Genomic DNA, 25,055 nt, shown 5'->3' on the forward strand with positions numbered 1-25,055 from the left:
ACGAGGAAAAAGTGCAGCACAGCTAGCAGTCAGCCGAGTGGCTGACGCTTCTTGCCGCGCTCTGGCGAAGCTAGTGGCAAATGACCAAAACCGACCGTCCAGCACAGCGCACAGCACAAGGCTGGCGCTGCGCGGTTCTTACAGAAACGCGCTGACGTCGGTATGAAAACGCACGGCCAGCGCCTTCGCCACCTTTTTGCTAATGGCACGCCGGCCCGCGAGAATATCGCTCACCACGGTGGGCGATGCGATACCAATCAGGTCCTTTTGCTTGAGCCCGTGCGTCTCCAGCAGATGCCGCAACACTTCGCGCGGCTCCGCTTTCGGGATGGTCACGTGGCTCGCTTCCCAGCTTTCGATCAGGTCGGTGACAATCGCGAACAGATCGGCCAGCGGATCTTCCTCTTTGCCATTGAGGTGATCGGCGAGCGAGTTCGCGAGCCGCACCATCGTCTGATAGTTTTGCTCGTTGCGAATAGGCGTGATGAGTAGTTGGGTTTGCAGCGCAGCCCAGGTTTGAGCAATGTCGGGAAAGGCTCCCGGAAGGCGATCGGCATTCATGAGTTTAAATTCTTCCTCGTCCAATGGTCGTATTCCGCATGCGTCAATACATGACGAACGAACAACGACTGCCTGTTGTAGTGTATCGCCGCGATGATCCGGAAGCGGTTGCCGCCTACATCGAAAACGGTGTATTGCGGCGGCACGTAATCCACGCCGGCGAACGTCTGCTTCAGGTCGTTATAGCCATACGCGAGGCAAGCCTGCGCCAGTGAGTACCACGTCAACAACGCACTGCGCGCCTCCGGATGTCTCTTTATAAAGTCCAGCAACGCCTTCTTTGAAATGACCCGCATCGTATTTCCTCGCATGTACAGACGCGCTAATCAAGCACGCTCTACCTGCAAGGCCAATGGGATGGGATCGACGCCGATAGTCGGCCGGACGGCATAGACCGAACAGCCAGCTACGGCTTGCTACGGTACGACAACGTCATTTTATTCGCATATTGCGAACTTCTCAATATGCGAATAAAATGACAAGCAATCGCGCTTCATGGCGTCTTCGCAAAAGCACGCCACTCACGATTGCACGGCACGCAGACGCCCACGCATCAGCGTCCCCAGCTGCTTCCCTGCGCGCGGTCGCCGGGCCATGCAAGATCCTCGGTGGCCAGATCGGGTTCGATCCGCTCCGCCGCCGCCAACCGCAAACGCCAGCCCGAGGCTGCGATCGTGCGCGTCACTTCGGCCATGAAGGCGCGCCGGAAAACCGCCGCCGAAAACCGTTCGGCGTTCGCGCGGCATGCCGCCGCTGTGATCTGTCCACCCTGCCGCTCGAAGTGGTCAATCGCGTCGAGCATCGACACGACCGTTTGGCGTGCGAAATACACGCCGGTAGGACGCGCCTCGCCGATCGGCACCACCGTTTCGAGCGCCCCGCCCTTGCCGAAAGCGATGACCGGCGTGCCGCACGCCTGCGCTTCGAGCGCGACGATGCCGAAGTCTTCTTCGGCAGCGAACACGAAGGCGCGCGCGCGTTGCAGATGATCCTTGAGAACCTTGAATGGCTGATAGCCGAGGATCGTCACGTTCGGACCCGCCTTGGCGCGAATCGCCGCCATTTCCGGACCGTCGCCGATCACGATCAGCTTGCGATGCGGCGTCGCGGTAAAGGTTTCGACGATCAGATCGATGCGCTTGTACGGCACCATTCGCGAGGCGGTCAGATAGAAGTCGTCCTTGTGCGTGCACAGTTCGAACTCGTGCACGTCGACGGGAGGCGAAATCACTGCCGCCTCGCGCCGGTAAGTTTTCATCACGCGCCGCGCGACGAATTGTGAATTCGCGATCAGCCGGTCCACGCTGTTCGCCGAGTGCGAATCCCAGCCGCGCAGATAATGGAGCAACGCACGCACGGCCCACGACTTCGGCCCGCGTGTCAGATTCGCGTCGCGCAAATACTGGTGTTGCAGATCCCACGCGTAGCGCATCGGCGAATGCACGTAGCTCACGTGCGTCTGATCGGGGCCGACCAGCACGCCCTTGGCGACCGCATAGGAACTGGTGATGACGAGGTCATAACCGGAGAGATCGAACTGCTCGATCGCGAGCGGCATCAACGGCAGATACGCGCGATAGCGGCGCCGCGCAAACGGCAGGCGTTGAATGAACGACGTCGTGACAGGCTTGCCGCCTACCGGCCGGCGGTCTTCGAGGAAATCGACAAGACTGAAAAGATCGGCATCGGGAAAGCACTCGATGATCTGCTCGAGCACTTTCTCGGCGCCGCCTGGTGCGACGAGCCAGTCGTGCACGATCGCCACTTTCATGATCTCCCCGCCTATTAGTAAACGCCTCTTGGCCTTAGCAACGAGTGTAGGTGCCGCATCATTTACTGTGCGTGCGTATGCCCACATTCGACGCGCGACAGTCCGCGAATAATGAAGACTCGCCATTCGCCTCTTGCGAACGGCGCGTTCAATCTCTACGCCAGACATCGCACTCTATGCGCCCGACGCTCGACGCTTCTCCTCTCAGCCGTTCCTTGCCACGCGTTCAGCCGCCCCTGATGGATGCATCCGCGGCGCCCATATCATTCATATCGACAGCTACCTCGGCAACGCGCTCGCCGACGATGCCACGCGTGCTGTTCGTCGACCAGAGCGGCCAGCTCGGCGGCGCTGAATTCGCGCTTCTGCAACTGGCCGGAAGCTGCACTGCGCAGAGCGACGTCGTGCTGCTCTCGGACGGTCCATTCCGCGCGCGCCTGGAAGCGCTCGGCGCACGCGTGCAGGTGCTGAACGACGCGCGTGTATCGGGCATCGTCCGGCGAGCGTCCGGGTTGAACTGTCTGCGCGTGGTGCCCGGCATCGTGCGCCAGGTTCGCGCGATCGCGGCGCGCGCGCGAGCGTTCGACGTGCTGTTTCTCAACACGCAAAAAGCACTCGTGCTGGGCGCGCTCGGCAAACCGCTGCATCGCAAACCGGTGATCTGGTATCAGCACGACATCCTCACACGCGAGCATTTCGGTCGCGTGCAGTTGAGCGTCATCAAGTGGCTGGTGCGCTTCGCCGTCGATCACGTGGTGGCGAATTCGCAGGCGTCGAAGCAATCGTTGATCGCGCTGACCGGCATCGCGGCCGACTCGGTGCCGGTCATCTACAACGGCATCGACGCCGGCGCGTTCCAGCGTATCGACGGCAGCGACATGGCCGCGCTGCGCCGGCGCCTGGGCTTGCCCGAGCATGCGTGGCTCGCGGGTCTGTTCGGCCGCCTCGCGTCGTGGAAGGGTCAGCACATTGCGCTCGAGGCCATGGCGCGGCTGCCCGACGTGCACCTGGTGCTGGTCGGTGCGCCGCTATTCGGCGAGGACGTCTATGCGCAAGGTCTGCACGAGCAAGCGGAGAGATTGGGTGTCGCGGATCGCGTGCATTTCGCGGGCTTTCAGGACGACGTGCCCGCGTGGATGAAAGCGATGGATGTGATCTTGCATACGTCGACGGAGCCGGAGCCGTTCGGTCGCGTGATCGTCGAAGGCATGGCGGCGGCGCGCCCGGTAATCGCCGCGGCCGCGGGCGGCGTGCCCGAGATCGTGCGGCATCGGCGCAACGGCTGGCTGGTGAAACCGGCGGACGTGGCCGCGTTGGCCGAGGCGATCGGCGCCTTGCGCGCCGACCCGGCGCTGGCGCGGCGCCTCGCGGACCAGGGGCTCGCCGATGCGCAAACCGAGTTCTCAGTCGAGCAGTATTTGCAGCGGATGATGCAGGCGATCGGGCAAGCGGCGCGCTAAAGCTGATTCACGTCAACGTCGCAAAGCAAGCCCGCTGAAGCAGGCTCGCGTGCAACTGTAAAAGCGCGGTGATCAGCTCTTGCTGTACTCGATCGTCTCGACGCCCGTGTCCGTGCCGAGCATGCAGAGATTCGCGCCGCGGCCCGCGAACAGGCCCACCGTCACCACGCCCGGCCATGCATTGATATGCATTTCCAGCGTGCGAGGGTCGCTGATGCGCAAACCCTTGACGTCGATGATCTCGTTACCGTTATCGGTGATGAACGGCACGCCCTCTTTGGTCACACGCACCACCGGCACGCCGCCGAGCGCCGTCACGCGGCGGCCGATCGCGGTACGCGCCATCGGCACGACTTCGATCGGCAGCGGGAAATTGCCGAGCGTGTCGACCAGCTTGCTCGCATCGGCGATGCAGACGAACACGTCCGACACCGACGCGACGATTTTCTCGCGCGTCAGCGCCCCGCCGCCGCCCTTGATCATCGCGCCGCCGTGGTCGATCTCATCGGCGCCATCCACATACACCGGCAGCGAATCGATTTCGTTCAGATCGAGCACCTTGAAACCATGCGATTGCAGACGCGCGGTGGTGGCGAGCGAGCTCGACACGGCGCCCCGATAGCGGGTCCTGGTGGCCGCCAGCGCGTCGATGAAACAGTTCGCGGTGGAACCGGTGCCGACGCCGATCACGGAGCCTTCCGGCACGTTGGCGTTCACATAGTCGGCGGCGGCCTGGCCGACCAGTTGCTTGAGTTCGTCTTGGGTCATGGGGAATGCAGGCGAGCAGTGAAAACGACAAGTTTACCGGAGTGGCGAGGGAGTGCTGGTTTACCGGCGCCGCGAGTGGCAAAAGTGCTCGCCGTGGGCGCCGGAATGCAGTGCTTGCCGGCCACATGCGAGCCGGCCCTGTCGTGAGCACTTTGAGCGTTCGGCAAACGGCCGACGCGCGTCTCGCACGGCGCTTTGGCTTCGACCGGTGTCGAACGCAGCGCCGCACGATGTTGCAACTTACTTCTTCTTCACCGACCGCTGACGCACCGCTTCAAACAGACACACACCGCTCGCCACGGACACATTCAAACTCTCGACGGTCCCCGCCATCGGAATCTGCATGACCACGTCGCAGGTATCGCGCGTGAGGCGGCGCATGCCCTCGCCTTCGGCGCCCATCACGAGCGCGACCGGACCGTCGAGTTCGGTCTCGTAGAGGCTCTTGGTGGCCTCGCCGGCGGTTCCGACCACCCACACACCCGCGTCCTTCAGCTCACGCAGCGCGCGCGCCAGATTCGTGACGGTGATGTACGGCACCGTGTCGGCTGCGCCGCTTGCCACTTTTGCGGCCGTCGCGTTCAAACCCACCGCGCGGTCACGCGGCACGATCACCGCATGTGCGCCGGCCGCATCGGCCACGCGCAGGCAGGCGCCGAGATTGTGCGGATCGGTCACCCCGTCCAGCACCAGAATCAACGGCGAACCGTTGATACCGTCGAGCAATTCGGCCAGGTTCTGCGCGAGCGGCATGTCGGTCGCACGCGCAACCACGCCCTGGTGGCGCTCGGTATGCGCGAGACCCCACAGACGCGTTTCGTCAGCAGCGATCAGACGCACACCGGCTTCTTTCGCGGCGTGCAGGAATTCGGTCATGCGACGGTCTTTGCGCGTGGCGTCGTAATAAACCTCTTCGACCGTCGACGCGTCGTGCCGCATACGCGCGGTCACTGCATGGAAACCGTATAGAACCTTGAGACGTGACATGACTGACAAACCTTTGATTGAGCGCGCCTTGAACGCGTGCTGCTGTGATGAATACGAACCTGCTTACTGCGCTGTTACTGTCCTGCTTGCGTACCTGCCGCGGCATGTGTTCGGCGCTTGTCGGTACTCGACCTGACTACGATGAAACGAAGACCGCGCGCAACCGGTACGTCTGAACGTACCCGATGCGCGCGGTTCAAGCCGTCATGCGACTTCAGCGCTTTTTGCGGGCCTGCGGTTTCGATGCCGCCTTGGCCGGCGCGCCGCCGTGCTTCTTCGCCGCGCCGCGTGCCGCGCGCGCTTCCTTCACGGCCGCGGTTTGCGCCGGCGCGGCCTTCTTGCGCCGCCCACCCGCGCCTGCCGCTGCGCCACCAGCACCGCCATCCAGCGGCGGCAACGAACGCACGCGTGCGCCGCTGTTTTCACCGGATGCCTTGTCGGCGAGCGCCGGACGATTCACCGGCGGCTTGATCGGCGTATCGCGCACGAGACGGAAATCGATCTTGCGGGCATCCAGATCGACGCGGCTCACCTGCACGCGCACACGATCCGACAAGCGGTAACGAATGCCAGTGCGCTCGCCGCGCAACTCGTTCTTGATCTCGTCGTACTGGAAGTAGTCCGAGCCCAGTTCGGTGACATGCACGAGGCCTTCGATGAAGAGCGAATCGAGCTGCACGAAAATGCCGAACGAGGTCACGCCGTTCACCATGCCGCCGTACTCTTCACCGAGCTTGTCGCGCATGAAGTAGCACTTGAGCCAGGCTTCGACGTCGCGCGAGGCTTCGTCCGCGCGGCGTTCGTTGGCCGAGCAATGCAGACCGAGTTCTTCCCAGATCGCCACGTCTTTCGAACGATTGCGGGCGCCGTGTTTTTCCTCGTCGGCCTGTTGCATCGCGCGGGCGCGCGGCGACAGCGCCGTATTCAACTCGACGCCCTGCGGCGGCTCCGGCTGATACTTGCGGCCTTGCAAAATCGCGTAGATCGCGCGGTGCGTAAGCAGGTCGGGATAGCGGCGAATCGGGCTCGTGAAGTGCGCATACGCCTCATACGCGAGACCGAAGTGGCCAATGTTGTCCGGGCTGTAGACGGCCTGTTGCATCGAGCGCAGGAGCATGGTTTGCAACATCTGCGCGTCGGGCCGCTCGCGGATCTGCGCCATCAGCGCGGCGTAATCGCTGGCGTGCGGCTTGTCGCCGCCGGCGAGCGTGAGGCCCATGCCACGCAGGAAGGTGCGCAGATTCTCGAGCTTCTCGGCGGTCGGCCCGGCGTGCACGCGGAACAGACCCGGATGCTTGTTGCGCTTCAGGAAGTCGGCCGCGCAAACGTTCGCGGCCAGCATGCATTCCTCGATCAGCTTGTGCGCGTCGTTGCGGGTACGCGGAATGATCTGCTCGATCTTGCCCTGCGCATTGCAGACGATGTACGTCTCAGTGGTATCGAAGTCGATCGCGCCGCGCTTCTGACGCGCGGCGAACAGCGACTTGTACACGCCATACAGATTCTGCAATTGCGGCAGCAAGGCGGCACGGCGCGCGGCTTCCGGACCCTTGGTGTTTTTCAGCACCGCCGCCACTTCGGTATAAGTCAGGCGCGCGGCGGAATTGATCACGCCGGGATAGAACTGATACGCCTTCACTTCGCCGCGCGCGGTGACGATCATGTCGCACACCAGCACGCAACGGTCGACGTGCGGATTCAGCGAACACAAGCCGTTCGACAGCTTCTCCGGCAGCATCGGAATCACACGGCGCGGGAAGTACACCGAGGTGCTGCGCTCGATCGCGTCCGCGTCGAGCCCACTCTTCGGATGCACATAGTGCGAGACGTCCGCGATCGCGACGATCAGGCGGAAGCCCTCGCCGCGGCCGACCTGAACCGGCTCGCAATAAACCGCGTCGTCGAAGTCGCGGGCATCTTCACCGTCGATCGTGACGAGCGGCACGTCGCGCAGATCGATGCGATGGCGCGCGTCGACCGGACGGACTTCGTCGGGCAGCTTCGCGGCTTCGTCGAGCGCGGCCTGGCTGAATTCGTGCGGCACGCCGTACTTGCGCACCGCGATTTCGATTTCCATGCCCGGGTCGTCGATATCGCCGAGCACTTCCACCACGCGGCCGAGCGGCTGCGAATGACGGCTCGGAAAATCGGTCAACTCGACCACCACCACCTGGCCGACCTTGGCCTTCTTGGTGTTTTGCTGGATCAGAATGTCGTGACCGATACGCTTGTCTTCAGGCGCGACGATCAGCGCGCCATTCTCGTTCAGCAGACGGCCGATCACGCGTTTGTTGGCGCGATCCGTGACTTCGACGACATGCCCTTCCGGCCTTCCACGCCGGTCATAGCCGACGATGCGCGCAAGCACGCGATCGTTGTGCATGACCTTCTGCATTTCGCCGGTGGGCAGGAACAGATCGTCCTGACCGTCGTCGCGAATGAGAAAGCCGTAGCCGTCGCGATGGCCCTGCACGCGGCCCGCGACGAAGTTCGACGGATGGGTCAGCTGATAGAGATTGCGCTGATCGAGCCGGATCTGGCCGTCGCGCTCCATGGCGCCCAGGCGCTTGAAAAATCCTTCGCGCTCCTGGCGCTTGATCGACAGGGCTTCGGCGATGTCGTTCGCGGCAAGCGGCGCTTCACTCGTGCGCAGAACACCGAGGATTTCTTCGCGGCTTGGGATCGGATACGGAAATTTGCTCAAGGGCTTGTCGATGATTTTTTCTCGTTGCATGGACGTCGGTCAGCGATGTGGCTCGGCTTAAGAAGCGTTTGGGTTGCGCTTAAGTTGCACTTGCGAGTTGCACTGCAATTGCACTGGAGATTCTGCTCGGGTCCGGCTCGTTCAAGTCTGAGTCCGACGGGCGTGTGCACCGTGCCAACGAACTACTGCGAGGCATTCTAACACCCGTCTTGCGTGCCACGCGGCCCCTCAATAGTCGCTGTGAGCCGCCTGCACGCTCGCTGCAGCGTCGTTTAAGCGACTTTTGAGAAACCCTTGACAGCTCTGAATCTGTCGCTATAATGGCGTTCTTTGCTGTTCATCACCTGCCCAGGTGGCGAAATTGGTAGACGCACTAGGTTCAGGTCCTAGCGGTGGCAACACTGTGGAGGTTCGAGTCCTCTCTTGGGCACCAGATTCAAAAGTAAAGCCGCCTCCGGGCGGCTTTACTTTTTTGTGCAAGGTTTGGGTGAAGCTATGTGATCCGGGTCTGTTTCTTCTGAGCGGATTGCGTGATTAGCAGGACGGTTGCGTCGACGTGAGTCGGCCGTGATTGAGCAGTGGGGTTTTGCCTCGCTGCGCTTCACCAACCGGGCGATTGATGAAGCGATAGTTTGTTTGCATGAAGGGATTGACACGCTGCATCAGCTCGCTAAAATAGCGGTCTAGCTTGAAGACGTGCCCAGGTGGCGGAATTGGTAGACGCACTAGGTTCAGGTCCTAGCGGTGGCAACACCGTGGAGGTTCGAGTCCTCTCCTGGGCACCATTAGTTGTTCCGGCGTAAGCCGATGTAGTTCGAGAAACCCCGTAAGATCAACGTCTTACGGGGTTTTTTGTTGAAGCGTCGTCGCGGCTGGCGAGTCATCGGCACTGCTAGTGCCTGGACCACGGCGCCTCGCTGTCGGCCAGCACGACGGCGTGGCCTTCGATTGCCGCACTGGCGCTCCGGCTTTCCTCAAACAAACCTTCCCGCTCGAAGTTCTGCACGAGACCGGGACCGATTCCCGAACCACCCATAATCAGTTTCAAGAATGCGCACGCATCACCGAGATGGTCGGATCGCCATCGCGAGAATGCGTCAGCAATCGCAAAACGAATCCCTCCGCTTCCCCTGCTGCTCAAGCCTGTGTTTGAGACCGCCATGCGTCCTGGCGCACACAATGCGCTGACGCTGATCGACATGACGGAACATTCGCGAGCTGTCGACGAGTTCGTGCAGTTGCGAGCCGGCTGCGCAATTCGGCATTTCGTGCGCGCTCGAATTTGCGGCGTGACTCGGTGTGAGTAGCATTCAAGCCGCCAATGCAATCGTGAGCGAAGCCGCCCCCAAGCCAACGGCGCCGGCTATTCATTCACATCGATCGCCCTCCTCGACGCACTGAAGATGTTCGACAGAACTGACGGACGTACCCGCACTGCTTGAGATCGACGAGTAGCCTCGTGACACGCGCTGTGCGGAATGTCGAGCTCGCTCACGATCATCGCCAACGGTGTTCCCTCCATCTGCGTGACCAGGCGTTCGACGACCGCGAGGGGTGACGCCGGGCCTATCAGTCTCCAATGTATTTTGCTCGTCAGAAGACAGTCGACGAGGCAAGATGCCTTCACAATATGAAATAAAATTCCAGCCTGGAACGACATGCCAACTCCCGCTGATAAGCTTTACTTACGGTGCAATACAGCCAGGCGACGTTCCGAAAACGAGCAACCCAACAAACAGGAACGCGCTGGCGATGGCATCACAGGGCGATGCCTTTCGCGCTAGCCGCGCTCAAGCGGGCGTCTCCCGGAACAGAACAACAAGCACGCCATCGACGTACTTCCGCGTTGCATTCCCATGCACCTGATGGACGATCGAAGGCAAAAGTCAAATAAGGTTCGGGGAATACCCATGTCAACCAGTAGAGAGACTCCACGCGTTACCGCCAACGTGTTCCACGCACAGTCCCAGGCGCTCCCGCTCAGATCGGCATTGCGTCGCTGGAGCCTCCGGGTGCAGTGGACGATTGCCGCGCTTAGCGCCATCGGCGCCGTCGCGGCGGCACGCTGGTACGGCAGCTATGGCGCCGTGTTGGGATTGGCGCAGTTCCTGGTGATTTTCGCGCTGTTCGGAGCCGGCCTGATTCAAGCGATCTCGACCTTGCAGGCCCAGTCGAAGGCGCTGTGCGATGGCGATCTGGTGGGAGACGTGTCGTTGCCGGGGCGCGATGAACTGGCGGCGCTGGGCGAACAGGGCCGCCTGCTCGCCTACCAGTTGTCGCAGATGGTGGCGCGCATGCGCAGCGAAGCCGAACTGATCGCCATGGGCGGGGCCCAGGCGACCCAGCATGCCACCCTGCTGTCGCAGCGCACCGAATCTCAGGCCGCCAACCTGGAGCAGACCCGTGCCTCGCTCGAAGCCTTGCTGGAAGCCGTGCGCTACAACACCGATCAGACACAGCAAGCCGATGAGCGGTCCGCCCGTGCGCATGCCGATGCAGTCGCGGGACAGGCGGCGGTGCGTGCTTCGGTCGAAAGCATCGAGCGCATCGAGCAACGTTCGCGTGAGATGGGCGAGATACTCGGGGTGATCGACGGGATCGCCTTCCAGACCAATATCCTCGCGCTTAACGCCGCGGTAGAGGCCGCCCGGGCAGGCGATTCCGGCCGCGGTTTTGCCGTGGTCGCCGCCGAAGTGCGGGCGTTGGCGCAGCGCAGCGCGCAAGCGGCAGCGGAGATCAAGAAACTGCTCCAGCATTCTCGTAACGAGGTTACCGACGGGGTCCAGGCCATCGAAGGCAGCAGGGATTTGTTGATGCGTGCGGTCGACGCGGTCAGCGAGGTGGCCGCTTTGCTGCGCGACGTCGCACGGTCGAGCAGCGAGCAGACTGCCGGGCTGCAGGAGATCGCTCAGGCGATCGAGGTGCTGGACGACATCACTCAGCGAAATGGCCAGATGGTCGGCGGTTCGGTAGAGACGGCGAGTTTGCTGCAGGCCCGAGCCGATCGACTAAGCGATGGGGTTAAATACATCCGGCTGCGACAGGGCTGTGCCGACGAGGCCCGGGCCTTGGCGGAGCGTGCGGCCCGACTGGTCGACACCGAGGGCCCGGAAAACGCCGTGCGCCGATTTCACGACCCGCAGGGCGGCTTTCACGATCGCGACCTCTATATAGTGGTTGCAGATCGGGACGACTATTTCCGTGCCTTCGGCTCCGACCCGGGGAAGGTCGGCAAGCGACGCGAAGAGGCACTGCCGGGCGAAGACCAATCCGCGATCCGCGAAGCCAGTTGGCGCGCGATCGAACAGGGCGGGGGCTGGATCGAATTCAGCGGACGGCACCCCGTTACAAAGCAACCGGTGGAAAAGATCGGCTACGTTACGCCTGCCCTCGGCGGCCGCTGGGCGGTCCAGTGCAGCGTCAACCGCGGCGACGGCCTGGTGCCGTCCAAACGCGGTTGAGCGCGGCGTCAGCACCATCTATATCAAGCCTCTTACAAGAGACTGCGCCTTCAGCAGTGCCGGTAAATGGGTGGTTACGGCCACTTCGGCGGACATCTGCTGTGCGCGGCTCGTCAGCGCAATGACACCTTTTACCTTGCCGGTGTCTCTCGTCATGATCCTGATCGGTCCGGAGACCCGCGGCATCGATTTGAACCGCATCGATTCCGCCTCGATGATCGCCCGCGCGAGCGCGGCGGCGTCGCCTGGCCGTCAAGTTGACCAAGAAACCGGTGATCGAGATTCACAAGCGCGATGAGCATTACCGCCATTCGCTGATTTCGCTCGCCGCAGCCGGCGTGATTTGTGGTCTGGGTGTCAATGGTTACCTCCTCGCCATTCGCGCGGTTGCGGATGCGTTGCGCCAGTAAACGGAGCATCACACATGAGCACAAGCATGGCATTCGAGGGACGTGTTGCGCTGGTAACGGGTGGCGTGTCAGGTATCGGGCTGGGCGAGGTCGAGCGCCTGATTAGCGAGGGCGCGAGCGCTATAGCGTGGGATATCGATGACGATAAGCTCGCCCATTGTCGCGAGCGCTTGGCCGGCGAATACTTGCGGCACATGTAGATGTGACTGTGCCGCAAGACATCGACATGTCGCTGGCCCACGCGCTCGATCGGTTCGGCAAGCTGGATATTGTCGTGAACAGCGCCGGCATTGTCGGTCCGACGCTGCCGGTCTGGCAGCTTCCGCTTGAGGCATGGGAGAGGGTCATGCGGTTGAATCTTGCCGCTACCTTCATGGTCTGCCGCGCCGCGGTGCCGCACTTGCTGGCAAATGGGTACGGGCGGATCGTCAATGTAGCGTCGATCGCAGGCAAGGAAGGTAACGCCAACCAGTCGGCGTATTCCGCTTCTAAAGCGGCTGTGATTGCCCTTACCAAATCGCTTGGCAAGGAGTTGGCTCAGCACAACGTGACAGTCAACGCGATCGCACCGGCGTCCGTGCAAACCGAACTGCTTGCTCAAATGCCCGTGGACCAGCTCCGTGCGCTGCAAGGCCGGATCCCAATGGGACGGCCCGGTTTGGTAGAAGAAATCGCCGCACTCGTGCGTTGGGTGTGTTCGGAAGAATGCTCGTTTTCGACAGGTGCCGTGTTCGATGCTTCAGGCGGTCGTGCGACTTATTGATCGAGCCGCACGTAACGCACAGCCTCTTGCGCCTCCAGCCATATAATCTGCAGCATGACTGCCACCTGCTCGACAAGGATCACCTAACCCGCGCGATCGAACGAGGTCATTTCCACATGGATCACTATGTCTTTTCGGCCTTCGTGCTGGTGCTCCTTCTTTCGAGTGCAGCGCTTGGGTCGTATGTGCGCTCAAGACTGGCAGATCACCATTTCGAGGAAGCCTCGCTTGCCGCGATGCGGATTGCCGTTGGTCTCGTGGCGACGCTGTCGGCATTGGTGCTTAGCCTGCTGATTTCGTCCGGAAAGTCCTCGCTCGACCTGGTCAACACTGCGCTCCAACATAATGCTGTCACGATGATCCGGCTGGACCGAACCTTGTCCCAGTTTGGCCCATCGGCCGACGGCCTGCGCCTTCAGATAAAGAACGACTATGCCCGATGGATCTCCTTCCTGTTTTCCAACAAAACGGGAACGACCGCAGAGGCAGAAACGCGAGAAATCCTCCAGAGTACCTACGACATCCAGGGGCGCATTTTCGCTTTACAGCCCCTCGGCTCTTCGCAGGAAAGACTCCGTGACCGTGCGATGGAACTTTGGGACGAGATATTTGCCGGTCGATGGCTCGCATTCGAACACAGAAAGGGCTTGATTCCCACTCCTTTAACTGTGGTCCTCGTTGGCTGGCTGGCTGTCATATTCGGCATATTCGGTTTCAGTGCGCCCAGAAACTGGAGCATGTGCGTCGTATTTCTTCTTTGCGCCCTATCGGCCACGACTGCCGTGTTTGTTGTCCTCGATCTCGACACGCCATTTCAGGGAATGGTCAATGTGTCGAAGACGCCGATGCTGGATGCACTCAATTTCATCGGAAAATAACCTGAAGCACATCGCTTGCGAAGCATGCCCGCACGCTAATTCTTCTCTCATTCTGCCGCGTGATGATGCAGCGATGGATCACGAACGGCATAGGCCGGCTTGTTCCACTGTTCCATTACAAGAACACCAATCCCTGGCAAGACACGGCAATAAATTCGTGAGCGCTGCGGGACGATTCAGAAAGAGGCCGTGAGGAGCGCGCCGAGCCACACGCGCAACGCCGAGATCTCCTCCTCACACACCGAATGCGGCATCGGATACGCGTTCCAGTCGACGTTGCAACCTTTCGCGATCGCAAAGTCACGCGCGGCCTCCCCTAACTGGATCGGCAACACGTCGTCGTATAGGCCATGCGCGGCAAAAATCGGCGTGCTGCTGTTTGCAGTGCTCAACCGGCTGTCCACAAAGCCTCGCGACGGCACGTAACCCGACATCACGATCAGGCCGGCAAGCGCCTCAGGGTGCGTCAGTCCGGCTGAATAGGTCATCGCCGCGCCTTGCGAAAAACCCGCGAGAAAGATGTTCGAAGTCGGAATGCCGCGCTGGTTCTGTGCTTCGATCAATCGCCGCACGGTCGCGCAAGACGATTCGATACCGGCTTCGTCGACTTGCCGATTAACGTCCTGAAACGACCGGATGTCGTACCACGCGCGCATCACGTAGCCATCGTTTGCGGTAACGGCAATCTCCGGCGCATTGGGAAACACGAAGCGCACAGCGGGCGCATCCGTTAGACGTAGTTCGGGGACAAGCGGCACGAAGTCATTGGCGTCGGCGCCGAGACCGTGCATCAGGATGACGGCGAACTTTGGATTCGGCGCAGTTTCGATTTCGATGGTTGGTGATGGTTCGGTCATGTATCGCAACTCCTCGGTTTCAGGAAACGTCCAGGTGATCGGGATCGATGCAGGCAGGATACCGCAGAGCGACACCGGCCACTCCCGTCGATCACATGGACCATAGCCTTGCGTAGCTTCAAACTAATTCAGCGCTAACTCTGCGTGTTCATGATGGCCTCATCGGATCGGAGGACACAAACATCATGAAGCTCTCAAGAATCACACGCGTAGCCTTACCCATGGGCTTGATCGCCATTGCGCTCACCGGCTGCGCGGTCATTCCGCCCACTGGCCCCTCCGTCGTCGCATTGCCGCCAAATGGCAAACCGATCAGCGTGTTCCAGCAGGAAGACTACACATGCCGGGACTACGCCTTCCACGCGGATAATCGCGCCGCACCGGTTCACGGCGAGATACCGAACGGCGTCGGCAGCAGTGCGATCGGAACCGTGGGCGGAGCGGCCGCTGGCGCGCTGTTCGGCGCCGCGGCGGGAGACGCGGGCGTCGGCGCAGCGATCGGTGCGGGCGCGGGCCTGCTGCTTGGCAGTGTGGTGGGCGCAAACGGCGCACAAGCCACCTCGGCCAGTCTGCAGGCACAGTACAACGCAGCCTACGCGCAATGCATGGCCTCAAAGGGCAACAGTATTTCCCAACCGGCCGTCTATACGACGGCGCCGGTCGCGTACGCACCGCGCCCCGTCGTTTACGGCTATCCGCAACCCATGGGCTACTGGTCTTATTGACTTCTCCAGCTAATTTTTTTCTTACTCTACCGCGCGATGATGCGGCTATGGATCACGAACAGCGAAAGCCGCTTTCGTGGCTGACCTACCCGTCTATGAGGTACTCGGAATGTTCGCGAAGATTCTCGTCGCAGTCAGTGACAGTTCCGCCGACGCTGTCCTGGCGTCTGCCATTGAAGCCGCACGAAAGTACGATGCACAAATTGTCGCGCTCCATGTAGTCGACCCAACGCCCTGTTATTTGGGACCCGCAGACTGTAACTTTGACCTGATCGTCGAGGCCATGAAGGCACATGGACGCAAAGTGGTCGCGCATGTCAGGAATGTGCTGGACAGGCAGGTGCATTTAGCGGAAGTCCATATGGTTACGCTGCCGATGTCCGGAATGACGATTGGTCGCGCAATCGCTATTGCTGCCGACGAGATCGGTGCTGACCTGATTCTTCTCGGCGAACGGAGTTCGTTCCGGTGGCACTGGCTAAGTGAAGACGTGGCATCGGAGGTAGTGCGCTGTTCCGGCAGGCCAGTCCAGATCGCGGACGACCGGATCAATGCATGTCATCGCCAGCGAGTGTGTGTTCGGAGTGCGCACGTAATTAATGGTACGTCGTCGTAGACGACTGCAGCTTCGTCAGTACGCCGCGTTTGAATCGGAACCAGCCTTGCGAGCTTTGCATCACGACTTCATCGTCTTGCCAGAACACGCGCTTGACCGTCATGCGCTTACCCGAGCGCTGCACAAGTGGCGGACGGTGGCGAAAGTCGTACAGCACCGGTCCGGAATCAGTCTGCACGAGCATGCGTGTGACGGTGTCACCTGCGTTGCCGACGTCATCGAAATGCGTGAGCGCGCTCGCACCGAAGCGATCGAAAATCTCCTTGTCGAGCATCCCCACGAAATCGCGGTCGACGCGCACGAATTGCAGGTTGCCCGATGGCGTGACGAGCGGGCCCAACGCGGTGCTTTGCGCATGAACGCAAGTCACGAAAAAGGTGGCTGCGAACGCAGCGAGGAGCAGTCGTCTCATGGTTTCTTGTAGATTCAGCGGCGTCTCCGACGACGGAGCACGACCCGCAATCGTTCCTTGGGAGCATTATCGTCAATTTTTTGTGGACACGTCGAAGGTCGTTACTGGCCCATCGCAGTCTCATGCGATAGGACTACATCGACGACACGCAGATTGTGAAAGCCGGCGACCCGGTCGTCACGCTGGACCCGGCCGATTCGCCCGTCGCGTCTGATTTGTTCCGCCGAAGCACAAGTGTTTGTCTACGCCGGGTATTCGAACTCGACGCCAAAGCGCCTAGATTAGCTCCCTATCGGAGCCATGAGCCCGATCAGCATCAGAGTCCACTCAATTTGATTCGGAGCTTCACTATGAGCACGTCACAAAAGGTCGTCGTCGTTACCGGCGCATCGCAAGGCATCGGCGCAGAGGTCGTCAAGGCATTCCGCAAGCTCGACTATCGCGTGGTCGCCACTGCGCGCAGCATCAAGCCGTCGGAGGATCCCAACATCCTGACCGTGGCCGGCGACATCGCCGACCCGGCAACCGCCCGCCGCGTGATCAGCGAAGCCGTGAAGCAGTTTGGCCGCATCGATACGCTCGTCAACAACGCCGGCGTCTTCATCGCCAAGCCCTTTACCAGCTATACAGTTGAAGACTATGCGACGATAGCGGGCGTGAACCTGACTGGTTTCTTCTACATCACGCAGCTTGCCATCGCGGAAATGGAGAAGCATTCCAGTGGCCACGTCGTCAGCGTCAGCACCACGCTGGCCGAGCACGCGATCGACGGCGTGCCTTCGGTACTCGCCTCGCTCACGAAGGGCGGCCTGAACGCGGCAACCCGGTCCCTCGCGATCGAATACGCCAAACGCGGCATTCGTGCCAACGCCGTCTCGCCGGGCATCATCAAGTCGCCGATGCACGCGGTCGAAACGCATGCGGCACTCGGCGCGCTCCATCCGCTGGGTCATATGGGCGAGATGAGCGATATCGTCAACGCGATCGTGTATCTGGATTCCGCCCCGTTCGTCACCGGCGAGATCCTGCATGTCGACGGCGGCCAGAGCGCCGGGCACTAAGCGCGACCGGGAAACACCTGCAATGCCGGGCATCGTCCCACACGACCGGACGCCGCTGCTAGCCGGCGGCTGGTTCGTCAATCACGATAAAGGAGAACACCATGCCAATCGTCACGATCCAGGTAACCCGCGAGGGCACGAGGCCAGGCGTCGACTCGGTCACCGCGGAAGAAAAGGCTGAACTCATCAAGGGCGTCAGCCACCTGCTGCTCGACGTGCTGAACAAGCCGCTCGAAGCAACCTCTGTGGTCATCCAGGAGGTGGAAACGGAGAACTGGGGCTGGGGCGGTCTACCGGCTGACGAATATCGCAAGCAACGAGGCTTGAAATAGCGGCGTTCGCCGAGCCGTGATCACCGGCCCGCCGGCTCGAACAGCGAAGGTCGCCGCCAGGGCAAAAGTCTTATCGAGCCTTGCCCGCGCCACTCCAATTGAAGCCAGAACCAAACTGCAGCGCCGGCGCCCACTTGACGCATCCCTGATAACTCAACACGGCACCGCCGACGGCGAACAAAACCGGGATCAGAAAATCGTGGCTCACCCGCGTAAATTCGAAAACGAGAACAACAGCCGTAATCGGCATCTGCATCGATGCGGCCAGAAACGCCGTCGCGCCGACAACAGCAAAAGCGCCGAACGAAGCCCCGGGCCAAAACAGACTCCAGACGCCGCCAAGTACGATCGCCAGCAACGCGCCATTGGCAAGCCCGGGTGTCAACAGACCGCCTTCAGCGCCCGCGCGCAGACTACTCGCGGTAATCACCACCTTCAGCACCAGCAACATCGCCGCGAGACTCATCGTCAGGTCGCCGTCGAACGCCAGTGTCGCAGGTCCTTTGCCATTGCCGAGCAACTGCGGAAAATGCATCGCCAGCACGCCGATGATCGCGAAGTTCAACAGCGACAACACCGGCAAACGCCAATCCTTCGGCGCATCCGCGCGCGCGCGCTTCGTGATCTCCGTAAAACCCCACGCCGCAACACCGAAGATCGGCCCGCACACTACGGCCCACACCAGCAGCGACGTACTCACCGTCAACGGCGGCACCAGATACTGATGCTCGTTGCCCAGACCGGCCTGCGCGACCAGCGCCGCCACCGCGGAGGTCACCACGGCCGGCACCACGGCCTTCCAGCCAAACGTACCCAACAGAACCTCGAGCACGAACACCGCGCCGCCGAGCGGTACGTTGTAGACGGCGGCCAGACCCGCGCCCGCACCACACGCAACCATGATCCGGCTCTGCTCGACCGATAGCCCAGCGCGATGCGACAACCATCCGGCCAGCATCGAGCCGATCTCGCGCGGCGCCACTTCGCGCCCGAGCGGCGAGCCCAGCGCGACCGTCACGATCTGCAGCAACGCATGCACGGTCGTGCTCAGCAAGGGCATACGCGGATCGTCCGATTTGACGGCCTGGCGAATGCTCACGAGCGGCCGCCCGAAGCGATACAGCAACCACCAGCCGAGTCCTGCCACCAGTCCGCAAATCGTCAGAACCAACACACGCCGCTCAGGCTCGGCATCGGTGACACCTTGCAGAAAACTCTCGCTGCTGATGACATGCGCCACGCTATAGCCGTATGCGAGATGCTGGATGCTGTGCAGCAGCAAGGCGAGCAACATACCGCCGAAACCGGCGCCGACGCCGGTCAGCAAAGTGACTGCGGCCAGCACCGCCAGTGGACGCTGCCCGCGGCGAACAGGCTCCGAAGTGATTGATTTGAATGACATGGTGCGGTAACGCAAGCGACATTAATAAAGATAGCCGCCATCTTATTCTGCGCCGCAACATGAATCCAATTGATTTTTCTGCTCGACTAATGCGGTATACGCATATATTGCCGACACGACCTCCCTTGGCGAGCCGCAGTGATACCTGCACACATGCGCGAACCGCGCGAGTGTCGCCGCTACCGATACCCAAACATTGCAAGTCACATTGACCGGATTTCCATCCGCAGACATGAAATAAACATTACAAATAACAAACAATAAATCAAACACCATTAATACAATAATTACATTAAGCCGACATTTGCCATGCATTGAGATTTTCACCGGAATTCGTTCCAGGTATTAATACGGATAAACGGGGGTTCATTCATGCAAGCGCTTAACGCTCGGCGTACACTCGCTCGAAGTCCGTACCACGGGGCGTACAGGGCTGTAGAGCCACCCGTCGTCAAACACGGGTTATTGAAGACTCAGGAGAACAATCAATGAGCTGGACACGGGAACAGAGAAACGTCACGATCGCCGCCTATCTAGGCTGGACCCTGGATGCATTCGATTTCTTTCTAATGGTGTTTGTATTGAAAGATATCGCGGCGGAGTTCAATACAAAAATTCCCGAGGTTGCCTTCGGCATTATGCTGACCCTGGTGATGCGTCCGGTCGGCGCATTGATTTTCGGCTGGCTTGCCGACAAATACGGCCGTCGTCCCACGCTGATGGTCAACATCGCGTGCTTCTCGCTGCTGGAACTGCTGTCCGGCTTTTCGCCCAACCTCGCCACCCTGCTCGTGCTGCGCGCCCTGTTCGGCATCGCGATGGGCGGCGAATGGGGAGTAGGCGGCGCACTGACGATGGAAACCGTACCGCCGAAATCGCGCGGCATCGTCTCGGGTCTTCTGCAGGCCGGTTATCCGAGTGGCTATCTGCTCGCCTCGATCGTGTTCGGCGTCTTCTATCAATACATCGGCTGGCGTGGCATGTTCTTCGTCGGCGTGCTGCCGGCGTTGCTCGTGCTGTATGTGCGTGCGCACGTGCCGGAGTCGCCGGCCTTCAAGACGCTCGAAAAGAAAGCGCGTCCGGGTCTCATCGCCACGCTGAAGCAGAACGTCGGGCTGTCGCTCTACTCGATCGTGCTGATGACCGCGTTCAACTTTTTCTCGCACGGTTCGCAGGATCTGTATCCGACCTTCCTGCGCGTGCAGCATGGTTTCGATGCGCATACGGTGTCGTTGATCACGATCACGCTGAACATCGGCGCGATCTGCGGCGGTCTGTTCTTCGGCTACATGTCGGAGAGGATCGGCCGCAAGCGCGCGATCTTCATCGCCGCCTTGATCGCATTGCCGGTGCTGCCGCTGTGGGCTTTCTCGTCCACACCGGTGCTGCTCGCCGTCGGCGCGTTCCTGATGCAGATCTCCGTGCAAGGCGCGTGGGGTGTGATCCCGGTGCACCTGAACGAAATCTCGCCCGATGAAATTCGCGCGACGTTCCCGGGCCTCGTGTATCAGCTCGGCAATCTGATCGCGTCGGTGAACGGCCCGCTGCAAGCGAGCGCCGCCGAAGCGCACGGCAACAACTACGCGCTGATCATGGCCGTGGTGATCGGTATCGTGGCGGTGGTGATCGCCGCGCTGATTCCGTTTAGCCGCGAACGCCGCGGCATCGACATGACGCAGTCGGCGAAGCAGGTCGCGGCACAGCTTTAAGCGTTCGAACTAAACGGCTATTTCGCCAGCGAGTTATCGGGCACAATAGCGGCAAAGGCGGTTCGAACCGCCGCAAAACAACGCGGGAACACCGCAAACGCAGGGCCAAAACAGGTAACTGGCAATACGAGGCCGTTCCGATTTCGATCGGAACGGCCTTTTTTATTTCCGCGCGGTTTGACGCGCCCGCGCGCATTGGAAAGACGGACCTTCGTCAGGTCTTCTAGAGGAGTTAGTCCACATCGAACCCTTGATCGCAGTCCTGATCCTTCTTTATCCTGAAAAAAACGGCTGTTTCAAATAGTCATTTGAATCGCATGTTTGCGGGCCGGATGCCCGGCAACTGGGAGACGCAAAATGGCAGTTCGCACAACAGGCCGGCATGCCGGCGACACGAAGTCCCGCATCCTCGACGCCGCTGAAACTCTCTTCATCGACTGCGGCTATGAGGCCATGTCCCTGCGCCAGATTACTTCGCGTGCCGAAGTGAATCTCGCGGCGGTCAACTATCACTTCGGCAGCAAGGAATCGCTGATTCATTCGATGCTGTCGCGCCGGCTCGACCGGCTCAACCAGGAGCGGCTCAAGCTGCTCGACCGCTTCGACCACATGCTCGGCGCGCGTCTGACCTGCGAGCACGTGCTCGGCGCCATGTTCATTCCCGCGCTGCGGCTGTCGCGCGAACCGCGCGTCGGCGGCAAGGCTTTTCTGCGCCTGCTGGGCCGTGCTTATACGGATCCGTCGGCATTCATTCGGGACTTTCTGAATGCGCATTACGCGTCGGTGGCCGTGCGCTTTTTCGATGCGTTCCAGCGTGCGCTGCCGCATCTGCCGCGTGAAGAACTCGGCTGGCGTCTGCACTTCGCGATCGGCGCACTGTCCGGGGTGTTGGCCGGCACCGATACCGACAGCCTGATTTCCGAGTTCTCGCAGGGTAAGTCGATGAACGACCTGCAACTGATCGCACGTCTCGCTTCATTGATGGTGGCCGCACTGAAGGCACCGCTGCCCGACGGCTCGCAACTGGCCACGTTCGCGGCCGTGCTGGGCGACGCCACCGAGAGCGGCCCGGAAGCTCAGGTGGAAGGCCTGAACCCTGCTGCGGGTACGCAGCAGGGTTCAGGCGCGTTTGAATCGTCGTCGCCGGCAGTCTCGGACGGTGAACGCCGCGGTGGCAATATGGAGGCGTGTGCGTTTCAGCCCGCGTTGCACGGCACGGCCTGAACAGGAGCCGGCGCGGGCGGCGCTACTACAGGCCGTCCGCGTGCAAGCATCATGAATACCGCCTACCCGAGCAACACGTCTACGTCCCGCACCTGGACAACGTCACGCAGTCGAACTGCAGACACGACACGAACAGCGAAAGAGGCGCGACTCGAAAGCCGTCCAAGAGCCACTGAAAACGCGACTGAAAAGCGCGGCCCAAAGGCGCCTCGAGAGCGCACCGAGCACGCGGCTTACAGCAACACTGCCAGTAGAAGATCGACAGAACGCGAGCCGTCCGCGACCCGTGGATGCGTTCGCACGCACCATCGAAACAGGAGGAAACGTCATGCCGTGGTTCATCCTGCTACTCGTCATTGCCGCTCTGGCGCTCGTCTATGTGCAGGCGCGCGCCTCATGGTGGCTTGCCTTCATGATCGTCTGGGTGGCGGCCGCACATCTCAGTGGAGCAGCGGGTGCGGTGGCGACAACGTTACTCGCGATCGTCTTCGTCCTCCCCGCCCTCGTCCTCACGATCAAGCCGCTGCGCCGCGCGTGGCTCACGAAGCCGGTGCTCGACATCTTCCGCACAATCCTGCCCGAGATGTCGCCGACCGAGCGCGACGCGATCGAAGCCGGCACGGTCTGGTGGGACGCCCAACTGTTCTCCGGGCGCCCGCATTGGGACACGCTGCTCGGCTACGGACCGGCCACGCTCACCGCGGAAGAACAGTCGTTTCTCGATGTCGAATGCGAGCACCTGTGCGATCTCGCGAACGATTGGGAAACCACCATGGTGTGGCAAGACCTGTCGCCGAAAACCTGGCAGTACATCAAGGAACGCGGCTTTCTCGGCATGATCATTCCGAAGCAGTACGGCGGCAAGCAGTTCTCCGCTTACGCGCATTCGCAGGTCATCATGAAGCTCGCCACGCGCTGCTCGGCCGCCGCCGTTTCGGTGATGGTGCCGAACTCGCTCGGCCCGGCCGAGTTGCTGATGCACTACGGCACCGAAGAGCAGAAGAACCACTATCTGCCGCGCCTCGCGCGTGGCGATGAGATCCCCTGCTTCGCGTTGACGAGTCCGTACGCCGGTTCGGATGCGGCGGCGATCCCCGACGTCGGCATCGTCTGCAAGGGCACGTTCGAAGGCCGCGAGACGCTCGGCTTTCGTGTCACATGGGACAAACGCTACATCACGCTCGGACCGATCGCGACCGTGCTCGGGCTGGCGTTCCGCGCCCTCGATCCGGACCATCTGCTCGGCTCGAATGACGCACCCGGCATCACCTGCGCGCTGATTCCGACCGACCATCCGGGGGTCAACATCGGCCGCCGTCACTGGCCGCTGAACGCGGTATTCCAGAACGGCCCGAATTCGGGCAAAGACGTCTTCATTCCGCTCGACTGGGTGATCGGCGGCCGCGCGCAAGTCGGCAACGGCTGGCGCATGCTGATGGAATGTCTCGCTGCCGGCCGGGCGATTTCGCTGCCGTCGTCGAATGTGGGGATGGCGAAGATCGCCGTGCGCGGCACCGGCGCCTATGCCGCGATTCGCCGTCAGTTCCGCACCGCCGTCGGCAAATTCGAGGGCGTGCAGGAAGCGCTTGGCCGCATGGGCGGCAATCTCTACGTGATGGATGCCGCGCGCCGTTTGTCCGCGCATGCGGTGGACCTCGGCGAGAAACCGTCGGTGATTTCGGCGATCGCGAAGTATCACATCACCGAACGCGCCCGCATGGTCATCAACGACGGCATGGACATCGCCGCCGGCAAGGGCATTTGCATGGGGCCGTCGAATTTTCTCGCGCGCGCCTATCAGCAGGTGCCCATCGCGATCACCGTGGAAGGCGCGAACATTCTCACGCGTTGCCTGATCATCTTCGGTCAGGGTGCGATTCGCTGTCATCCGTATGTGCTGAAGGAAATGGCGGCCACGCGCGAAACGGATCGCGCCCGCGCGCTGCGCGATTTCGATGCGGCCTTTTTTGGTCACGTCAGCTTCACGCTCTCCAACGCGGTGCGCGGTTTCGTTTACGGCATCACGGGCGGCGCGTTCATCGCCAGGCCGCGCATGGCCTACGCGCCGCTGCTGTCGTACTACAGCGCGGCGACCCGCCTCTCGACTGCATTCGCGTTGCTCGCCGACGTCTCCATGTTCGTGCTCGGCGGCGATCTGAAACGGCGTGAACGCATTTCCGGACGTCTGGGCGACGTGCTCTCGCAGCTCTATCTGATCTCCGCGACACTCAAGCGTTTCGAAGACGAAGGCCGGCAGGAAGAAGATTTGCCGCTGGTGCGCTGGGGCGTCGAAGATTCGCTGTACAAGGCGCAACACGCGCTCGACGGGGTGCTCGCGAATTACCCGAACCGCCTCGCCGCGGGTCTCGTGCGTGTTCTCGCATTCCCGTTCGGCCTGCCCTATCGCGAGCCGTCCGATCGCCTCGGCACCGAGATCGCGGAGCTGATGCAAACGCCGGGCGCGGCGCGCGAGCGCCTCGTGTCCGACTCGTATGTGCCGCATCCGGATGTCGATGCGTTGGGTTACGGCGAGCTCGTGTTCGAGCTGAACCCGCGCTTCACGCAAATCGAGCAGAAGCTGCGCGAAGCGGTCAAACAAGGGCTGCTCGAACCCATGCCGCAGAGCCTGCCGCAATTGGCGGCGTGGACCGAAGCGGCGCAGCAGAAAGGCCTGATCGACGCCGACGATCGTCGCGTGCTCGACGACTATGCGCGCTATGGCGCGGAGGTCGTGAAGGTCGACGACTTCCCGGCCGACTTCGACATGCTCGCCAACTTGCAACAGCGCAAGGACGCGCTCGAAAAAGCGTTGGAGCTCGCGGCCTGAGCGCCTTGAAAAAACATCCAGGCGGGGCACCTCCCGATGCCCCAAACTGGGTGCACACTGACACACGTCCGAGCCCCCAATCCCCAACGGGACTTCCTTCGGAGCGGGGGACATCCTCCGGACGTGG

General features: G+C 61.5%; 21 protein-coding genes, 2 tRNA genes and 2 pseudogenes. 14 read left to right on the top strand and 11 right to left on the bottom strand.

Annotation, left to right across the window (positions count from 1 at the left end; translation table 11 throughout):
• Positions 1-138: 138 nt before the first annotated feature.
• From P0D84_RS12130 to P0D84_RS12140, 3 genes are all read right to left on the bottom strand, one after another.
• Positions 139-561, bottom strand: a complete 423-nt coding sequence (locus tag P0D84_RS12130) for a helix-turn-helix domain-containing protein (protein WP_408339804.1) — start codon at positions 559-561, stop codon at positions 139-141.
• Positions 558-857, bottom strand: a complete 300-nt coding sequence (locus P0D84_RS12135) for a type II toxin-antitoxin system HigB family toxin (protein WP_408336617.1) — start codon at positions 855-857, stop codon at positions 558-560. The genes P0D84_RS12130 and P0D84_RS12135 overlap by 4 nt, the downstream gene beginning before the upstream one ends.
• Positions 858-1,114: 257 nt before the next feature.
• Positions 1,115-2,458 carry a glycosyltransferase family 4 protein gene (locus tag P0D84_RS12140; protein WP_408336620.1) on the bottom strand — a complete coding sequence of 448 codons (1,344 nt, stop codon included), beginning with the start codon at positions 2,456-2,458 and terminating at the stop codon, positions 1,115-1,117.
• Between the two features lie 179 nt (positions 2,459-2,637).
• Here P0D84_RS12140 and P0D84_RS12145 point away from each other — a divergent pair, with 179 nt between their 5' ends.
• Positions 2,638-3,792 carry a glycosyltransferase family 4 protein gene (locus P0D84_RS12145; protein ID WP_408336623.1) on the top strand — a complete coding sequence of 385 codons (1,155 nt, stop codon included), beginning with the start codon at positions 2,638-2,640 and terminating at the stop codon, positions 3,790-3,792.
• 72 nt (positions 3,793-3,864) lie between these two features.
• On the opposite strand, the gene rpiA is transcribed toward P0D84_RS12145, so the two are convergent.
• From rpiA to rnr, 3 genes are all read right to left on the bottom strand, one after another.
• On the bottom strand, positions 3,865-4,560 hold the full coding sequence (gene rpiA, locus P0D84_RS12150; RefSeq protein WP_408336626.1) for a ribose-5-phosphate isomerase RpiA: 696 nt from the start codon (positions 4,558-4,560) through the stop codon (positions 3,865-3,867).
• A gap of 240 nt (positions 4,561-4,800) precedes the next feature.
• Entirely contained in the window at positions 4,801-5,547 is a 747-nt protein-coding gene (gene rlmB, locus P0D84_RS12155) for a 23S rRNA (guanosine(2251)-2'-O)-methyltransferase RlmB (RefSeq protein WP_179731241.1), read from the bottom strand.
• 214 nt (positions 5,548-5,761) lie between these two features.
• Entirely contained in the window at positions 5,762-8,281 is a 2,520-nt protein-coding gene (gene rnr / locus P0D84_RS12160; RefSeq protein ID WP_408336630.1) for a ribonuclease R, read from the bottom strand.
• 316 nt (positions 8,282-8,597) lie between these two features.
• Here rnr and P0D84_RS12165 point away from each other — a divergent pair.
• Together P0D84_RS12165 and P0D84_RS12170 are read left to right on the top strand one after the other, a co-directional pair.
• Positions 8,598-8,684, top strand: a tRNA-Leu gene (locus P0D84_RS12165).
• A gap of 265 nt (positions 8,685-8,949) precedes the next feature.
• Positions 8,950-9,036, top strand: a tRNA-Leu gene (locus P0D84_RS12170).
• A gap of 107 nt (positions 9,037-9,143) precedes the next feature.
• On the opposite strand, the gene P0D84_RS12175 is transcribed toward P0D84_RS12170, so the two are convergent.
• The gene (locus P0D84_RS12175) at positions 9,144-9,452 is read right to left on the bottom strand and encodes a hypothetical protein (protein ID WP_408336633.1); all 309 of its coding nucleotides are present in this window, start codon (positions 9,450-9,452) and stop codon (positions 9,144-9,146) included.
• Between the two features lie 811 nt (positions 9,453-10,263).
• Between P0D84_RS12175 and P0D84_RS12180 the strand changes: the two genes are divergently transcribed.
• Positions 10,264-11,712 carry a methyl-accepting chemotaxis protein gene (locus tag P0D84_RS12180; RefSeq protein ID WP_408336636.1) on the top strand — a complete coding sequence of 483 codons (1,449 nt, stop codon included), beginning with the start codon at positions 10,264-10,266 and terminating at the stop codon, positions 11,710-11,712.
• A gap of 18 nt (positions 11,713-11,730) precedes the next feature.
• On the opposite strand, the gene P0D84_RS12185 is transcribed toward P0D84_RS12180, so the two are convergent.
• Positions 11,731-11,913: a hypothetical protein gene (locus tag P0D84_RS12185; RefSeq protein WP_408336639.1), complete on the bottom strand. Its 183-nt coding sequence runs from the start codon at positions 11,911-11,913 to the stop codon at positions 11,731-11,733.
• A gap of 47 nt (positions 11,914-11,960) precedes the next feature.
• Here P0D84_RS12185 and P0D84_RS12190 point away from each other — a divergent pair.
• The 3 genes and pseudogenes from P0D84_RS12190 to P0D84_RS12200 form a co-directional block, all read left to right on the top strand.
• Positions 11,961-12,122 (top strand): annotated as a pseudogene (locus tag P0D84_RS12190) (type II 3-dehydroquinate dehydratase); the annotation flags it as partial.
• Between the two features lie 26 nt (positions 12,123-12,148).
• Positions 12,149-12,885, top strand: a pseudogene (locus P0D84_RS12195) (SDR family NAD(P)-dependent oxidoreductase).
• 116 nt (positions 12,886-13,001) lie between these two features.
• A complete protein-coding gene (locus P0D84_RS12200; RefSeq protein ID WP_408336642.1) occupies positions 13,002-13,763 on the top strand; it encodes a bestrophin-like domain in 762 nt (253 codons plus the stop codon).
• Positions 13,764-13,939: 176 nt separating this feature from the next.
• Here P0D84_RS12200 and P0D84_RS12205 read toward each other — a convergent pair whose 3' ends face one another.
• Positions 13,940-14,620, bottom strand: a complete 681-nt coding sequence (locus P0D84_RS12205) for an alpha/beta hydrolase (RefSeq protein WP_408336645.1) — start codon at positions 14,618-14,620, stop codon at positions 13,940-13,942.
• A 185-nt stretch (positions 14,621-14,805) separates the two neighbouring features.
• On the opposite strand from P0D84_RS12205, the gene P0D84_RS12210 reads away from it, so the two are divergent.
• Together P0D84_RS12210 and P0D84_RS12215 are read left to right on the top strand one after the other, a co-directional pair.
• Positions 14,806-15,345: a glycine zipper family protein gene (locus tag P0D84_RS12210; RefSeq protein ID WP_408336648.1), complete on the top strand. Its 540-nt coding sequence runs from the start codon at positions 14,806-14,808 to the stop codon at positions 15,343-15,345.
• Between the two features lie 109 nt (positions 15,346-15,454).
• Entirely contained in the window at positions 15,455-15,961 is a 507-nt protein-coding gene (locus tag P0D84_RS12215; RefSeq protein WP_408336651.1) for a universal stress protein, read from the top strand.
• Here P0D84_RS12215 and P0D84_RS12220 read toward each other — a convergent pair.
• A complete protein-coding gene (locus P0D84_RS12220; protein ID WP_408336654.1) occupies positions 15,942-16,373 on the bottom strand; it encodes a hypothetical protein in 432 nt (143 codons plus the stop codon). The genes P0D84_RS12215 and P0D84_RS12220 overlap by 20 nt on opposite strands.
• Before the next feature lie 350 nt (positions 16,374-16,723).
• Between P0D84_RS12220 and P0D84_RS12225 the strand changes: the two genes are divergently transcribed.
• Both P0D84_RS12225 and P0D84_RS12230 read left to right on the top strand, forming a co-directional pair.
• A complete protein-coding gene (locus tag P0D84_RS12225) occupies positions 16,724-17,434 on the top strand; it encodes an SDR family NAD(P)-dependent oxidoreductase (protein ID WP_408336657.1) in 711 nt (236 codons plus the stop codon).
• 101 nt (positions 17,435-17,535) lie between these two features.
• Complete coding sequence (locus P0D84_RS12230; RefSeq protein ID WP_408336660.1) at positions 17,536-17,766, top strand: tautomerase family protein; 231 nt, start codon at positions 17,536-17,538, stop codon at positions 17,764-17,766.
• A gap of 70 nt (positions 17,767-17,836) precedes the next feature.
• Here the strand turns inward: P0D84_RS12230 and P0D84_RS12235 are convergent, their stop codons facing one another.
• On the bottom strand, positions 17,837-19,168 hold the full coding sequence (locus tag P0D84_RS12235) for a chloride channel protein (RefSeq protein WP_408336663.1): 1,332 nt from the start codon (positions 19,166-19,168) through the stop codon (positions 17,837-17,839).
• Positions 19,169-19,656: 488 nt separating this feature from the next.
• Between P0D84_RS12235 and P0D84_RS12240 the strand changes: the two genes are divergently transcribed.
• From P0D84_RS12240 to P0D84_RS12250, 3 genes are all read left to right on the top strand, one after another.
• The gene (locus P0D84_RS12240; protein ID WP_408336665.1) at positions 19,657-20,877 is read left to right on the top strand and encodes an MFS transporter; all 1,221 of its coding nucleotides are present in this window, start codon (positions 19,657-19,659) and stop codon (positions 20,875-20,877) included.
• A 357-nt stretch (positions 20,878-21,234) separates the two neighbouring features.
• Entirely contained in the window at positions 21,235-22,101 is an 867-nt protein-coding gene (locus tag P0D84_RS12245; protein ID WP_408336667.1) for a TetR/AcrR family transcriptional regulator, read from the top strand.
• 328 nt (positions 22,102-22,429) lie between these two features.
• Positions 22,430-24,928 (top strand): acyl-CoA dehydrogenase, encoded by a 2,499-nt coding sequence (locus tag P0D84_RS12250; protein WP_408336670.1) that lies wholly within the window; start codon positions 22,430-22,432, stop codon positions 24,926-24,928.
• Positions 24,929-25,055: the final 127 nt, after the last annotated feature.

The organism is Paraburkholderia sp. RL17-337-BIB-A (assembly GCF_046025895.1).
GTDB lineage: Bacteria > Pseudomonadota > Gammaproteobacteria > Burkholderiales > Burkholderiaceae > Paraburkholderia > Paraburkholderia fungorum_C.

Excerpts from the sequence above, each read along its gene's own strand:
- P0D84_RS12250 (WP_408336670.1), top strand. The coding sequence starts at position 22,430 with ATGCCGTGGTTCATCCTGCTACTCGTCATTGCCGCTCTGGCGCTCGTC.
- P0D84_RS12245 (WP_408336667.1), top strand. The coding sequence starts at position 21,235 with ATGGCAGTTCGCACAACAGGCCGGCATGCCGGCGACACGAAGTCCCGC.
- P0D84_RS12215 (WP_408336651.1), top strand. The coding sequence starts at position 15,455 with ATGTTCGCGAAGATTCTCGTCGCAGTCAGTGACAGTTCCGCCGACGCT.
- rnr (WP_408336630.1), bottom strand. The coding sequence starts at position 8,281 with ATGCAACGAGAAAAAATCATCGACAAGCCCTTGAGCAAATTTCCGTAT.
- P0D84_RS12140 (WP_408336620.1), bottom strand. The coding sequence starts at position 2,458 with ATGGCGAGTCTTCATTATTCGCGGACTGTCGCGCGTCGAATGTGGGCA.
- P0D84_RS12225 (WP_408336657.1), top strand. The coding sequence starts at position 16,724 with ATGAGCACGTCACAAAAGGTCGTCGTCGTTACCGGCGCATCGCAAGGC.
- rlmB (WP_179731241.1), bottom strand. The coding sequence starts at position 5,547 with ATGTCACGTCTCAAGGTTCTATACGGTTTCCATGCAGTGACCGCGCGT.
- P0D84_RS12185 (WP_408336639.1), bottom strand. The coding sequence starts at position 11,913 with ATGCGGTTCAAATCGATGCCGCGGGTCTCCGGACCGATCAGGATCATG.
- P0D84_RS12175 (WP_408336633.1), bottom strand. The coding sequence starts at position 9,452 with ATGTCGATCAGCGTCAGCGCATTGTGTGCGCCAGGACGCATGGCGGTC.
- P0D84_RS12205 (WP_408336645.1), bottom strand. The coding sequence starts at position 14,620 with ATGACCGAACCATCACCAACCATCGAAATCGAAACTGCGCCGAATCCA.
- P0D84_RS12145 (WP_408336623.1), top strand. The coding sequence starts at position 2,638 with ATGCCACGCGTGCTGTTCGTCGACCAGAGCGGCCAGCTCGGCGGCGCT.
- P0D84_RS12230 (WP_408336660.1), top strand. The coding sequence starts at position 17,536 with ATGCCAATCGTCACGATCCAGGTAACCCGCGAGGGCACGAGGCCAGGC.
- P0D84_RS12130 (WP_408339804.1), bottom strand. The coding sequence starts at position 561 with ATGAATGCCGATCGCCTTCCGGGAGCCTTTCCCGACATTGCTCAAACC.
- P0D84_RS12200 (WP_408336642.1), top strand. The coding sequence starts at position 13,002 with ATGGATCACTATGTCTTTTCGGCCTTCGTGCTGGTGCTCCTTCTTTCG.
- P0D84_RS12240 (WP_408336665.1), top strand. The coding sequence starts at position 19,657 with ATGAGCTGGACACGGGAACAGAGAAACGTCACGATCGCCGCCTATCTA.
- P0D84_RS12220 (WP_408336654.1), bottom strand. The coding sequence starts at position 16,373 with ATGAGACGACTGCTCCTCGCTGCGTTCGCAGCCACCTTTTTCGTGACT.
- P0D84_RS12135 (WP_408336617.1), bottom strand. The coding sequence starts at position 857 with ATGCGGGTCATTTCAAAGAAGGCGTTGCTGGACTTTATAAAGAGACAT.
- rpiA (WP_408336626.1), bottom strand. The coding sequence starts at position 4,560 with ATGACCCAAGACGAACTCAAGCAACTGGTCGGCCAGGCCGCCGCCGAC.
- P0D84_RS12210 (WP_408336648.1), top strand. The coding sequence starts at position 14,806 with ATGAAGCTCTCAAGAATCACACGCGTAGCCTTACCCATGGGCTTGATC.
- P0D84_RS12235 (WP_408336663.1), bottom strand. The coding sequence starts at position 19,168 with ATGTCATTCAAATCAATCACTTCGGAGCCTGTTCGCCGCGGGCAGCGT.